The sequence below is a fragment of the Lampropedia puyangensis genome (assembly GCF_004833285.1).
GTDB classification, from domain to species: domain Bacteria; phylum Pseudomonadota; class Gammaproteobacteria; order Burkholderiales; family Burkholderiaceae_C; genus Lampropedia; species Lampropedia puyangensis.
Genome location: NZ_STFG01000001.1, coordinates 673,792 through 688,007, shown reverse-complemented (window position 1 = coordinate 688,007; position 14,216 = coordinate 673,792). Strand labels below are relative to the sequence as shown.

The window sequence follows — 14,216 nt, the reverse complement described above, 5'->3', positions numbered from 1 at the left end:
GTTTTCATTTGCGTAATGTTTCTCATGAATGCACCAGACAGCCTTTTTCTCAACACTCAAGCTGTCTGGCCTTTGAGCGAAGCCCAATCGGGCCTTTGGTATGCCCAGCAACTGGCACCAGATAATCCGAGCCTCAATACAGGCCATGCACTATGGCTGCATGGCGCAATCGCACTGGAGGCCTTTACGCAAGCGGTGAACCAAGCCACGCAAGAAGCGCAGTCACTGCGCCTGCGCTTTCGTGAAACCAGCCAAACACCAGAGCAATATCTTGACCCCAGCCATACGCCCTGGCTAGAACTGGTGGACTGGCGCGCCAACGGGGACCTCAACAGCAATGCAACCGCTGCCCGGCAAGCCATGCATGCTGACATGGTGCAGCCTCTTCTTCCTGCTCAAGACAAACTGGCCAAGCAGTGCCTGTTCCTGTTAACCGATACCGATGCTGTTTGGTACCAACGCGCGCACCACCTGCTCAACGATGGCTACGGCATGGCCTTGTGGGAAAGCCGTGTGGTTGAACTCTACAACGCAGCCTTACAAGGCGAACAAGCACACCAACAGGCGCTCGCCAAACCACTCGGCTTGCTTGGGGCTGTCATGGCGGAAGCGGATACCTACCGGAATGCGGACAAACGCAGCAAAGACGCTGCCTATTGGCAAGCGCAGCTACACCCCATCCCAGAAGTGGCAGGCATGGCGGGCAACCAAAGTGCCAAAGCACAGGCTGCGCATACCTGCCACCACCTGCGCACGCCATTGAGTGCCCATTGGCGCAAGACCCTGCTGGACTTTGCAAACAAGGCAGGTATCCCATGGCCCGATGTACTCACGGCCATTACTGCGCTGTACTGCCAACGCATGGCTGCTGCAGAAGAGACCGTAGTCGGCATTCCCTTTATGGGGCGTCTGGGCAGCGCCAGCGCCCGCGTACCTGCCATGGTCATGAACGTGCTGCCACTTCGCGTCGCTGCCAACAGCCAACAAAGCCTTTCAGACTTCTTGGAGACCATGGCACGAGAACAGGTTCGTGCACGCCGCCATGGGCGTTACCGCAGCGAACAGTTGCGCCGCGATCTGGGCTTGCTGGGTGGCAATCGTCGCCTGTACGGTGCGCTGATCAATGTGCAACCGTTTTACCAGCCCATTCACTTAACCGGCTTACATGCCCAACTGGAGATTTTGGGTACAGGCCCGATTGACGACATCACCATTGGCTTCAGAGGCGACGGCCACAATGCGCTCGAACTGGAAATCGAAGCCAACCCCAACCTGTACGACCTGTACAGCGTACAAGCCCATTTGCAGCGCCTCCCCCACTTCATCAGCCAAGCATTGCAGGCCACCACGCTGGCCAACATAACCCTGGCCAGCCCTGAAGAGGCGCAGCGCTATGTCTTTGATGTCAATGCGACAAAGCACCCTGTACCCAGTACCACCCTAGTCGCCCTGATAGAAGCGCAAATGCGCCACACCCCGGATTCGCCTGCGCTGGAATTTGAAGGAACCACACTGACATACGCGCAAGTGGAACAGCGCACGCGCGCATTGGCTCAAGCCCTGCAACGCCAAGGCGTCGGCAAAGACACGCTAGTGGCTGTCGCACTGCCACGCTCTTTAGAACTGGTCATTGCATTACTTGCAGTACAACGCGCCGGTGGCGCTTACCTGCCGCTTGATTTGCACCATCCCGCCGAACGGTTGGCGCGCGTGGTCCGGTTGGCCAAACCTCTGTGCGCTTTAGTACAACCGGCTGATGCCCACCTGCTGCCGCAAGAGTTGCCATTGCTGACTACATCGCAATGGCCCGAGCAAGCAGAAGGAGACATGAGTGCACTGGAGGCGCCTTCACCGCACGATTTGGCCTACGTCATTTATACGTCCGGCTCGACGGGAGAGCCCAAAGGAGTCATGGTCGAACACCAAGCCATCGTCAATCGACTGGAATGGATGCGCCAACACTACAAATTTGGTGCGGATGATCGGATTTTGCAGAAAACACCCGCCACGTTCGATGTTTCTGTATGGGAGTTCTTTTTACCTTTTTTATGTGGTGGCACGCTTGTAGTGGCCCCTCCTGAAGCCCATCGCGACCCTGCCTGGTTGGCCCGCATCATCCGCCAACAGCGCATTAGTACGTGCCATTTCGTCCCTTCGATGCTGGCTGCTTTCCTGAGCGAACCCAGTGCCCGTGGCATCCATATGCAGCGCATCTTCACCAGTGGAGAAGAGTTGCCGGCCGATCTGCGCGACCGCACCCATGCCACCTTGACGGCTCAGTTGCATAACCTCTATGGCCCCACTGAAGCCGCCGTCGATGTCAGCTATTGGCCTGCCAGTGCGAGTGATCATTCACGCCCTATTCCTATCGGCTTTCCCGTCTGGAATACGCGCCTGTACGTTCTCGATGCCCAGTTGCACCCCGTGCCAGCAGGTGTGGCCGGTGACTTGTATCTGGCCGGAGTGCAATTGGCACGCGGATATCTAGGCCGTGATGACCTGACCCGTGCCAGCTTTGTGCCAGACCCCTTCCATTCTGGTGAACGCATGTACAAAACTGGGGACTTGGCTCGCTGGCGTACCGATGGCGCCTTGGAGTACATCGGTCGCAGTGACCACCAAGTCAAACTGCGGGGTTTGCGCATCGAACTGGGTGAAATTGACGCGGCCATGCAAGCCAGCGGCATGATCTGCCGCGGCAATGTCATCGTCCGCGAAGATCGCGTGGGTGACAAAAAACTCGTAGCCTATGTGCAAGCCTCTGAAGTACTCGATCACGCGCAACTCAAACGCTTCATTGCCAGCCAAGTACCCGATTACATGGTGCCTGCTGCCATCGTGCAAATGCACGATTGGCCCGTAACCAGCAACGGCAAACTCGACCGCAAAGCCCTGCCCGCACCTGATTTTGGCAGCAGCAACGGCCGAGCCGTGCAAACAGCCACAGAACAAAAGCTGGCCGCACTATTTGCACAATTATTGGAAGTCCCATTAGAGAAAATAGATGCCGACAGCGATTTCTTCAGCCTGGGAGGCGACTCTCTTGGCGCTGTGCAACTGCTGCTATTGGTACAGGAACAGTGGCAGCGCAACCCTGGCTTAGGCGCCTTGTTCGCTCAACCCAGCATCAGCGGCTTGGCTGCATTGATCGATGACGAAAAAGTCAGCTTCGACAGTGGCTTGGCCCCAGTCATTCAATTGGCCAGCGCAGCCGCTATGGCAGATGGCTCGGCAATATTGAGTGACCATGCACCCTTGTTTGTGATTCACCCCGCAGGTGGGATCAGCTGGGGCTATCGCCACTTGGCCCGCGCTATCTCGCACCCCAAAGATGTTGACTTCATGTCCGAACACAGCGTGCCACGCGCGGTGTATGGTCTGCAGTCTCCAGCGCTGAACCCACAAACACCATTGCCTGAAAGCATTGATGCACTGGCAGCGCAGTACGCCCAACGTCTGCTGCAAATCCAACCCGATGGCCCTATCCATCTGTTGGGTTGGTCCGTCGGGGGCATCATTGCGCAGGCCACTGCCGTGCATTTGCAAAACATGGGCAAAACGCTGGGCTTGGTTGCCATGCTCGATGCCTATCCTGCAGATGTCTGGCGCGCCGAACCTGAGCCATCCCCTTTGCAAGCCCTGCGCGCACTGCTGGCGATTGCAGGCTATGACCCTGAAGGCCACCCAGAACTGGACACCCAAGACAAAGTGATTGCCTTTCTGAAACAGGGCGACACCGCATTAGGACAATTGCCCGATGAAGCCTTGGCAGGCGTGATCCGCGTGGTGACCGACACCAACCGCCTTATCCGAGAACACCAGCACCGCTACTACAACGGCGTTCTCACCCACATCCGCGCAGGCAAAGACCACGCCAATAAACCGCAACTCCAAGCCAGTTTGTGGAATACCTACGCCAGCCAATTGCGTACTTTGGAAGTCCCATTCCTACATTCAGAAATGACAGGACTGGCTGCAACACGCGCTATTGCGCCAGAACTGTTTTCTAGCTGAAACTCCGCTTTGCTCTGTCTACATCCGTCCTTACATTAAGCGACTCTAACTTCTTCTCAACCGAAGGAGCAATGCTGCGCAAAGTATTGAGTAACATGGTGGTGGCTGGGCTAAGAAATTTGCCTTTACGCTTAATGATGCCAATACGTCGTTGCGCATTGGCGTCTTGCAATCGTTTGATGTGCAACCCATTCAAGTGCAAGCCCAGCATAGAGAGTCCAGGTACAACAGTTACCCCCACTTGTTGACGCACTAGGTTTAGCGCAGTGACGATGTGTGTGACATCGTACTGTGGCTCATTCTTTTCCTCACCATCAAGATCCGGCAACTCACGCTCGATCTGCGCCCGTGCATTCGATCCTTGTGCCAAAACAATCAACTCTTTCTTTTGAATATTGCGCCAATACAGGCGCTGACGACTCTCAAAGGCGTGACTGGGATATACGATCAAATAAAAAGCATCTCCTATCAAAGGCTCAAAATCCAAATCCTGAGTGGATTCGGTCATAGCTCCGATCGCACATTCAATTTGATTGCTTCGAATCATTTCCAGCAGCTGGTCATTGTGCATTTCAATGATTTTTGTACGCAATGCAGGGTGTGAGCGCCTGAGCTGAGCCATTGCAATTGGCAACATGCCCATGGCGGCAGAAGGTAGGCTGCCGATAGAGATCGAACCGATTTCCCCTTTTGCGTGAGTCACAGCACTGGCATAGGCATCTTCAATATCGCCCAATGGTCGCATGATGCGCGAAAGAAACTCGCCACCAGCCTCAGTAAGTTCCACATGTCGCGTCGAGCGCTCAAACAAACGCATGCCAACAGTTTCCTCTAGATCATGAATCAACGCTGTCAAGGAGGGCTGTGTCACCCCCAGATCGTTAGCGGCATACGTAAAGGAACGTGTTTGCGCCACCAACAAAAATGCCTTTAAAGCTCGGTATTTAATATTTATAGCCATAACCTATAAATATAAGATAAATATCAATTTTATGAGCAGATGTTTTGCGCATCCAATACACGCAAAGGAGCAAAACATGGCCACACAAACAAGCCAAACCAACTACGATCTAGCGGCAAACAAAAACAAATTAATTTCCATCAATCCAGCGAATGGCCAAGTCGCAGGCGAGGTGCAAAAGGCAACAGCGCAAGACGTTGACGCCTGCGTACAAACGGCTTGGGATGCCTTTCATCACCAAGCATGGTCTGGCTTACGTCAAGACCAACGCGCTACCGTACTCTATGCAATAGGACAGGGCATTCTGGCTGAGCGCGAATCGCTCGCGGCTCTACAAATGCGCGACAGTGGCAAACCCTATAAAGAATGCCTGCATATGGTCGATTCGGCAGCAGGAAATTTTCGGTACTACGCAGCCGTGTGTGAAACCTTACAGGGAGCACTAACACCGGCGCGTGGAGAGTACTTCTCTATGGCATTGGCAGAGCCATTCGGTGTGGTTGCTTGCATCACGCCATGGAACTCCCCCATCATGAATGAAGCACAGAAAGCCGCACCTGCGCTAGCAGCTGGTAATGCGGTAATACTCAAACCCTCAGAGGAAACTCCTCAGTTGGCATTTGAGCTACTACGCATCGCACAGCAGGCGGGTTTGCCCACAGGCATGCTACAGGTACTCGCAGGAGATGGTGAGGATGTCGGTGCTGCATTGGTCAAACACGCGGGTGTGCGCATGGTGTCGTTCACCGGAGGGACGGATACAGGACGAGCAATCGGAGCTATTGCCGGACAGCGCCTCATTCCAGTGGCTTTAGAGCTTGGTGGAAAATCTCCACACATTGTGTGTGAAGACGCAGACCAAGAAAAAGCCTTAGCAGCAGTCATATCTGGTATTTTTGGCTCGGCAGGGCAAAGCTGTGTTGCTGGTTCACGCCTGTTTGTGCAGCGCACCATCTACAAAGCATTCGTAAATAGCCTGGCAGAAAGAACCCGGCAAATACGTGTTGCATTACCCGATGATCCCACCGTACAGGTCGGACCATTGATCTCCCTCAAGCATCGCCAGCGCGTAGCCAACTACGTAGAACTAGCCCGCCATGAGGGCGGGGAAATTCTTGCAGGAGGAATGCCTCCGTCTGGATCAGAACTGCAACAAGGCGCGTTTTACATGCCCACACTCATTGATGGTCTCAGCAACAGTGCGCGCGTATGTCAGGAAGAAATTTTTGGACCTGTTCTGGTCGCCCTCCCCTTTGATGACGAAGACGACCTAATTGCACAAGCCAACGACACCGCATTTGGTTTGGGTGCAGGAATATGGACAAGTGACTACGCCAAGGCTTGGCGTATTGCGCGAGCCATTCAAGCAGGATCCGTGTGGATCAACACCTACAAGCAGTCCCATATCGCTACGCCATTTGGGGGCTTCAAAGACAGCGGTATTGGTCGCGAAAAAGGCATTGAAGGCCTGAAGCTCTACAGCCAAAACAAAAGTATTTACTGGGGCCTGCACCAAGCCCCAATGGCTCTGGGCTAACGCGCCCAATAACAAGGACACTCTATGCCAACACACACACCCAACAATCGACTTGCCATACGTGGCCATCGCTTTCTCATCATTGGTGCGGCCAGCCTAGTGGGCTCGCACACCGCAGACTTGCTGCTAGCGGAAGGTGCCAAAGAGTTAGTGCTCTTGGATAACTTTGCCTTTGGTGCCATGCAAGCGATCGCACATTTACAAGACCATCCCAAGGTACGTATTCTCAAAGCAGACATCATGCAACTGCATGAGCTTTTAGATGCGACCCAGCAAATCGATGGAGTCTTGCATCTGGCGGCCTATATGACACTGGGGTTTGATCAAAGCCCCTGGGCTGCACTAGATGTCAATATTCGTGGCGCCCAAAACGTAGTCGAAGCCTGTCGTCGCAATGGCGTTAAGAAACTGGTATTTGCGTCCTCCAATGCCGTCTACGGATATGGCAATGGGATTAAAGGCGAATTAACTGAAACAACGCCTTTTCATTCTGAAGGCGCTCCACCTGCAGCCATACTGTACGGTGCGTCCAAAATTATTGGCGAGCAATTGTGCAGGCAAGTCCACCAGAAACACGGCCTCAACTATGTAGTGGTCCGCTACTCCACAGTATATGGAGAAAGACAACACTACCGTGCAGCCAATGCGCTCTACATCATGAGCACCTATGACCAAGTACGTGCAGGTAAGGCGCCAACTTTGCCTGGTGATGGGTCAGAGACTAAGCACTTTGTCTATGTAGGTGATGTGGCCCGCGCCAATATTGCTGCCTTTCAAAGCGATGCCAGCGATGTTGCTGTAAATGTTTCCGGAGTTGACACCGTCACCACACGTGAGATCGTGCAACACGTACTGGATTACTGCGATAGCAAACTGGTCCCTATTTCCCCGCCTGAAGAGCCCGGCAAAGTGCGCCTAACTTCAGGCGGAGCATTCAGTATTCCACACGCTCTGGCTGGGCAAGAAATACAGTGGCAGCCCTCTGTGTCTATGCAAGAGGGTGTCAAACGATTATTGCAATGGCGTCAAGCACAAGACCACTGATTGAACTGAGGTCGACAGCTAATTTAATGGCCACCACGATGGCCGGTCAGCACGCATGTATGGCTGGCCGGCAGGATGCATAAATAAGAACCAAGGAGACAAAAATGAAACATTCCATCCCAAAAACATGGCGCACTCACCTGAAAAATATCGCCATCGCGTGCTCAAGCTGGCTGATCTGCCTGCCCATGGCAAATACAACATCAGCACAAAACTTTCCAGATAAAACAGTCAAAATTATTGTGCCCTATGCCCCCGGAGGAGCTACTGACATCATTGCCCGAATCTTGTCAGATGAACTCTACCGCAGTTGGAATACGCCCGTGATTGTAGAAAACCGTGCAGGAGCTGGCACCACCGTCGGTGCTGAGTTTGTCGCGAAATCTCCCCCCAATGGCTACACTTTGTACGAAACTACCGCCACGCACACAGTGACTTCCAGTCTGTACAGCAACTTGTCCTTTGATCCGGTCAAAGACTTCACTCCGATCACGCTGACCAGTACCATTCCGCTCGTACTGGTAGTTGCCAACAAAGTTCCTGCGAATGATTTACCTTCATTTTTAAACTGGGCCAAAGCCTTACCGCAAGGGCTATCGATTGGCTCACCCGGAACGGGGAGCGTGCAACACCTCACCTCTGAACTTTTTAAGCAAAAAACGGGAATCAAAGGCACGAACGTCCCCTACCGTGGAGGCGCACCAATGGTGACAGATTTGGTTGGAAATCAATTGGATGCGGCGTTTGTTACGCTCTCGGAAGTAGCGCCCTACATCAGCTCAGGGAAAGTCAAAGCCATTGCCTTGGCGCACCACCAGCGCATGAAATCCATGCCAGAAATCCCTACCTTTGATGAACTGGGCATGAAAGACTTTCTTGCAGCCACATGGTTTGGTACTTTTGCACCAGCCAATATGGATCCTACACTTCGCGACAAAATTGCCGCAGACATTCAATCCGTTGTGGCTTTGCCCGGAGTGACCCGGAAACTGGAAGAAATGGGGGGCGAAGTCAATAATCTTGGGCCTATTGCCTTCAAAGCACTAGTAGAAGCAGAGCAAAAACGCTGGGCTGAAGCAGTTGCCTTATCAGGAGCAAAAATTGACTGATCGGACCAGCGCCGATACAGCAATGGCAACGCAACATTGGCTGCAAGAATGCGCGCAGTACGACGTCAGCACGTGGTGCGACGCACTCGATAGCCTGCACTTACCAATAAACCTGTTAAGAGGCATTGAACTGCGCAGTGGCCAAGGCATTGTGGCAGCTGAAGCTGTTACCGCTCAGCACCAGTGCAGTTCAACAGTCCATGCATTTGCTGCTCATGCATTTGGTGTACACCACTTGGTGGAAGCCACGGGTCCCAAAAAGATACTTGTAGTGGCGATGGAAGAACAACCCATCTCCAGTCTAGGCGGTTTAGCTGCTTACGCCTGTGTACAGCGCAAAGCAGCCGGTGTTTTACTAGATGGTGCCTGTCGAGATCTGACTGAGATTCGTGCTACGGGACTGTGGTTAGCCAGCCGTCATGTCTCTCCGATTACAGGTAAAGGTCGCCTGCAGTTAGTCAGCATGGGCGAGCCCGTTCAGATCAGTGGCGTATCCATTGCACAAGGAGACTTGGTGGTTGGCGATGCCACAGGCATCGTCGTCGTGCCACGTGCTCACACTCAACTGGTATTACAGCAAGCCCGCACCATTGCCTACAAAGACTCGCAAATGAAACTTTGCTTAAAACAAGGCATGGGCTTTACCAGCGCTTGTGAAGCCAGCCATTACATGCCAACGTCAGTCGCTTCATGAATCAGCCCCAAAAAATCGTCCAACTGACTCCGATTGGCGAAGATGCCGATGCACGGCTCCGTCATCAGCATCAAGCCATACCTCTCTGGCAGGGTGCAAACACGAACTTGCCGACTACAGTACAAGTTCTCGTAACCAGTGTTCGCAGAGGTTGCTCCGCAGAGGATATGAAGAAATGGCCACAACTCAAAGCCATATGCAGTTGGGGGGCTGGTTATGACACCATCGACCTCAATGCAGCAGCAAGTCTGGGCATTCAAGTTAGCAATACTCCCAATGTATTGGACGAATGCGTTGCGGACATGGCATGGGGACTAATCCTATCCGTTGCCCGCCGCATTCCTGAAGGAGATAGATATGTAAGGCAAGGTCATTGGCAAGAGTTAGGCCAATTTCCCCTAGGGCGCAGCGTGGCAGGCAAACGCCTTGGTCTGCTTGGTTTAGGCCGTATTGGTCAAGCTATTGCACAACGCGCCATCGGCTTCCGAATGGCCGTTGGCTACCATAACAGGCGCCAATTGCCTGACAGCAAGTACCAATTCTTCGCAGAACTAAACGATCTGGCACAGTGGGCTGACTATCTTGTCGTAGCCTGTACAGGAGGGCCACAAACCAAACACCTAGTCAATAAATCAGTACTCTGTTCTCTTGGAGCCAACGGAATAATCATCAATATCTCCAGAGGCTCTGTGATTGATCAGCCAGCATTGATTCACGCACTACAACATGCGCATATCGCCGGCGCTGGATTGGATGTTCTGGCCAATGAACCGGGGGCCCCTGAAGCATTGCAGGCCTTGGACAACGTCGTTCTAACTCCCCATATGGCCAGCGCAACCCACGAGACACGGAACCTGATGCAAGAGCGGGTCATCCACAACGTTGAGCATTTTTTGACGTATGGCCAAGTGCTAGATCGCGTTAATTAATTTTCACCAAAAGTGAAGCACCACAATCAGCACTATTGAGCGAATCCGTGCTTGGCACCACTTGCACAAGATTTCAGAATAAAAAAACAATACGTGACCATGTGAATATCACGTATTGTGATGGGCTACTAAACAAACTGCGTTGCGTATGGTTCACGACGCATCGCCACTCGAATATGGAACTGCGCCAACTTCGCTATTTTGTGCGTGTTGTGGAGCTTGGCTCTATGAGCGCCGCAGCGCTGGACTTGGGCTTGGCCCAATCTGCTGTCAGTCAGCAGCTCAGTCGCTTAGAGAGCGAGCTATCAACCAGATTGTTACTACGCAGGACCCAAGGCGTGATTCCCACTGAAGCGGGGATGGCGTTTTTTCGAGAGGCACAGCTCACACTGCGGCATGCCCAGCAGGCCATCCACAATGCCCAACAAGCCCGCTTGAGTGGCACTGTGAGTGTGGGCCTGCCCACTACAACCGCTACTATCCTGGCCGTGCCGTTGATTCGCGCCATGCGTGAGCGTTACCCTGATGTGCGGCTCCTGCTAACCGATGGCATGTCAGGGCATCTGGCGCACATGCTCCAAGCACGCTCACTGGACGTTGCGATTTTGTTTGATACCCACACCCATGCAGCGCACACACAAGAGCCGGCTCTGCGGCAACGTTGGCAAACCCAAGGTTTGCTGGATGAAGATCTGTTCTTGTTTCGCCGTAAAACAGTGGCCTCTTCTGCGTTACCTGCACAAGTCACGCTCAACGCCATTAAAGACGAGCCACTGATTTTGCCTACTGCCAACCATGGCCTGCGAAGCACGTTGCAAGCGGCTTTCAATCGGCAAAGCATTCAACCTTATATTTCGATGGAAATTGATTCGCTGCATGTCGTCATGGCTGCAGTGGCTGATGGCCTTGGCTCCACCATTCAACCCTGGGCTGCACTTGGCCGTGTAGCCGAGCCGGCGCAGCATTTTGAATGGTCTCGGATTGATGACAACTTGGCCGTCCGCAGCAACATCTTATGCTGTCTGTCTGATGAAGAACTCTCACCTGCTGCATTGGCACTGCGCGTCGTGTTGCTGCACTGCGTACGGGAATTAGTGCGATCAGGGCGTTGGTTTGGTGCTCATTTGCACCCAGGAAAACCCTGACACCCCATCACTTTTAGTGATACCCCCATTCTGATTCTGCTCTAGTGCTTGGCGTTCTGATCTCGATAATCAGCCCCAACACGATGAAGGACCTGCAAGAGGTCATCAAGCAAAAAAGAAAGGGGTTTCCATGGACGCCGATGTATTGGTCATCGGTGGTGGCAATGCTGCACTCTGTGCCGCGCTGATGGCGCGTGAAGCAGGTGCAAGCGTGCTGCTGCTTGAATCAGCCCCAAAGGCTTGGCGCGGAGGCAACTCCGCACACACCAGAAACTTGCGCTGCATGCACCAAGCCCCGCAAGACGTTCTGGTCGATGCCTACCCAGAAGAAGAGTATTGGCAAGACCTCTACAAAGTAACCGGGGGCAACACCAACGAGCATTTGGCACGCATGGTCATCCGAGCGTCTTCCACATGTCGCAATTGGATGCGCCGCCACGGTGTGCACTTCCAGCCCCCACTCTCCGGCGCTTTGCATGTTGCGCGCACCAACGCGTTTTTCATGGGCGGCGGCAAAGCCCTTGTGAATGCTTATTACCGCAGTGCGGCCTCTCTAGGGATAGAAGTACGCTACGAATCACCAGTCGACAAACTGGAGATTGAAGAAGGCCAATTCAAAGCGGCATGGTGCAACGGTCAACGTATTACCGCCAAAGCCTGTGTGCTGGCGGCCGGTGGCTTTGAGTCCAACCGTGAATGGCTTCGCCAAGCATGGGGACAAAACGAGCGTGGAGAATGGCCTTCTGACAACTTCCTGATTCGCGGAACAGCCTTCAACCAAGGGGTTTTATTGCGTCACATGCTAGAGGAGCATCAAGCCGATGGCATTGGTGATCCCACGCAAGCCCATATGGTCGCCATTGATGCCCGGGCTCCACTGTATGACGGCGGTATTTGCACACGCATCGACTGCGTCTCGTTAGGCGTAGTCGTCAACCGCGAGGCCAAACGTTTTTACGATGAAGGAGAAGACTTCTGGCCCAAACGCTACGCCATCTGGGGCCGTTTAGTAGCCCAGCAACCAGGCCAGATTGCCTACTCCATCATTGACAGCAAAGCCATTGGCCGCTTCATGCCGCCAGTATTCAACGGCGTCAAAGCCAACAGTTTGGCAGAACTGGCGCACAAACTGGACTTGGACGCATCAGCGTTTGAAGCAACCATTGCGCAATACAACGCTGCCTGCCAAACCGGCCAATTTGACCATACGGTTCTGGACAACTGCCATACACAAGGAGTGATGCCGCAAAAGTCGCATTGGGCGTTGCGCTTAGATAAGCCACCATTTTTCGGCTATGCATTGCGCCCGGGGGTGACTTTTACCTATTTGGGCTTACGCGTAGATGACACCGCAGCGGTGCGCTTTAACGATATCCCCAGCCACAACCTCTTTGTTGCCGGCGAAATGATGGCCGGTAACGTGCTGGGCAAGGGTTACACGGCAGGAGTTGGCATGTCGATTGGCACTGCTTTTGGCCGTATTGCAGGCTTGAATGCCGCCCGCGTCGCGCAAAGCTTATCCGTACTCAGCGGCCCTGTTGCCGATGAAAAACAAGAACATGCCAGCCATTGAGTCCATGGAACCCCAACTATGCAAACGATAGAACTCCTGACCCAACAAGCCAAAGCCTTGGCCGCAGGTGAGACGGTCGAAATGACCGAAGCGGAACAAGAAGTGGCACGCATACTGCAAATCTGCAACGCTTGCCGCTATTGCGAAGGCTTTTGCGCTGTTTTTCCAGCGATGACACGCCGGCTGGAGTTTTTTAAAGCAGACACCAACTTCCTGGCCAACCTTTGCCACAATTGCGGTGCCTGCCTAACTTCGTGCCAATACGCCCCACCGCATGAATTTGCTGTCAACGTGCCTCAAGCAATGGCTGTCGTGCGTGGTCAAACGTACAGCGAGTACGCCTGGCCTGCCCCCTTAGGCAAACTTTACCAACGCAATGGGTTGACTCTGTCTCTTGCTTTGTTTGCCGCGTTGTCGCTGTTTCTTATTCTGTCAACCGTCCTGAACGGCCATGGGCTGGCTGTGCTATGGGGCAGTGTGGACTTAAAGGGCAATTTTTATAACCTCTTTCCACACAACCTTTTAATCAGTCTTTTCCTACCCATTTTTCTCTTTGCCATGCTTGCACTAGCGATGGGGGTACGACGCTTCTGGCGTGACATCAAGCCCGCAACCAGCGGTGCAGACCTCAAGCCACCAGCAGCCTTGGAGGCAACAAGCAACGTCCTTGAGCTTAAATATTTGGATGGAGGACATGGGCAAGGCTGCACCAATGCAGACGATGCCTTTACCCATGCCCGCAGACGGTGCCATCACCTGACCTTTTATGGCTTCCTCCTGTGCTTTGCCGCAACATCCCTGGCTACCATTTACCACTATGTATTTGGCTGGGTCGCGCCGTATGAATTTCCCAGCCTCCCAAAACTCCTGGGTGCTGTTGGCGGTGCGTCCATGATGCTAGGCACTGCGGGACTGTGGTATCTGCATCAAAAACGCAACCCTGAACAAGGGGCACGCCAACAAAAAACCATGGATCTCGGCTTTATTGCATTGCTGTTTTTTGTGGCAGCCACAGGCATGGCCCTTTGGTTAGGAAGATCCACCCCCGCACTGGCCTTACTGCTGTGCGTGCACCTTGGTGCCGTGATGGCCCTATTCATCACCCTGCCCTACAACAAATTCGCCCACGGCATTTTCCGCACCGCAGCCTTACTTCGCCACAACGTAGAAAAACGCCAACCCAATCCAATTGGCTTGGGCGCAGACTGAT

The 14,216-nt window shown here is 53.5% G+C and carries 10 protein-coding genes; 9 read left to right on the top strand and 1 reads right to left on the bottom strand.

All coding sequences use genetic code 11. From position 1 onward, the window contains the following. Positions 1-24: 24 nt before the first annotated feature. Positions 25-4,014 carry a non-ribosomal peptide synthetase gene (locus tag E9531_RS02870; protein ID WP_136572201.1) on the top strand — a complete coding sequence of 1,330 codons (3,990 nt, stop codon included), beginning with the start codon at positions 25-27 and terminating at the stop codon, positions 4,012-4,014. Here E9531_RS02870 and E9531_RS02865 read toward each other — a convergent pair. Beyond that, positions 4,007-4,975, bottom strand: coding sequence for a LysR family transcriptional regulator (locus E9531_RS02865; RefSeq protein WP_136572200.1), 969 nt, complete (start codon positions 4,973-4,975; stop codon positions 4,007-4,009). The two genes, E9531_RS02870 and E9531_RS02865, sit on opposite strands and share 8 nt — an antisense overlap. Before the next feature lie 76 nt (positions 4,976-5,051). Between E9531_RS02865 and E9531_RS02860 the strand changes: the two genes are divergently transcribed. The 8 genes from E9531_RS02860 to tcuB all read left to right on the top strand — a co-directional run bounded on the left by E9531_RS02860 (position 5,052) and on the right by tcuB (position 14,215). Next, a complete protein-coding gene (locus E9531_RS02860) occupies positions 5,052-6,512 on the top strand; it encodes an aldehyde dehydrogenase (RefSeq protein ID WP_136572199.1) in 1,461 nt (486 codons plus the stop codon). A 24-nt stretch (positions 6,513-6,536) separates the two neighbouring features. Next, a complete protein-coding gene (locus tag E9531_RS02855; protein ID WP_136572198.1) occupies positions 6,537-7,556 on the top strand; it encodes an NAD-dependent epimerase/dehydratase family protein in 1,020 nt (339 codons plus the stop codon). A 104-nt stretch (positions 7,557-7,660) separates the two neighbouring features. Further along, on the top strand, positions 7,661-8,665 hold the full coding sequence (locus tag E9531_RS02850) for a Bug family tripartite tricarboxylate transporter substrate binding protein (protein WP_244609942.1): 1,005 nt from the start codon (positions 7,661-7,663) through the stop codon (positions 8,663-8,665). Next, the gene (locus tag E9531_RS02845; protein WP_136572197.1) at positions 8,658-9,359 is read left to right on the top strand and encodes an RraA family protein; all 702 of its coding nucleotides are present in this window, start codon (positions 8,658-8,660) and stop codon (positions 9,357-9,359) included. The genes E9531_RS02850 and E9531_RS02845 overlap by 8 nt, the downstream gene beginning before the upstream one ends. Next, positions 9,356-10,288 (top strand): 2-hydroxyacid dehydrogenase, encoded by a 933-nt coding sequence (locus tag E9531_RS02840; protein ID WP_136572196.1) that lies wholly within the window; start codon positions 9,356-9,358, stop codon positions 10,286-10,288. Before E9531_RS02845 ends, E9531_RS02840 begins: the two co-directional genes overlap by 4 nt. A 176-nt stretch (positions 10,289-10,464) precedes the next feature. Then, positions 10,465-11,433: a LysR substrate-binding domain-containing protein gene (locus tag E9531_RS02835; RefSeq protein ID WP_136572195.1), complete on the top strand. Its 969-nt coding sequence runs from the start codon at positions 10,465-10,467 to the stop codon at positions 11,431-11,433. A gap of 130 nt (positions 11,434-11,563) precedes the next feature. Then, positions 11,564-13,006 (top strand): FAD-dependent tricarballylate dehydrogenase TcuA, encoded by a 1,443-nt coding sequence (gene tcuA, locus E9531_RS02830; RefSeq protein ID WP_136572194.1) that lies wholly within the window; start codon positions 11,564-11,566, stop codon positions 13,004-13,006. Between the two features lie 18 nt (positions 13,007-13,024). Then, positions 13,025-14,215, top strand: a complete 1,191-nt coding sequence (tcuB, locus tag E9531_RS02825) for a tricarballylate utilization 4Fe-4S protein TcuB (RefSeq protein WP_136572193.1) — start codon at positions 13,025-13,027, stop codon at positions 14,213-14,215. Position 14,216: the final 1 nt, after the last annotated feature.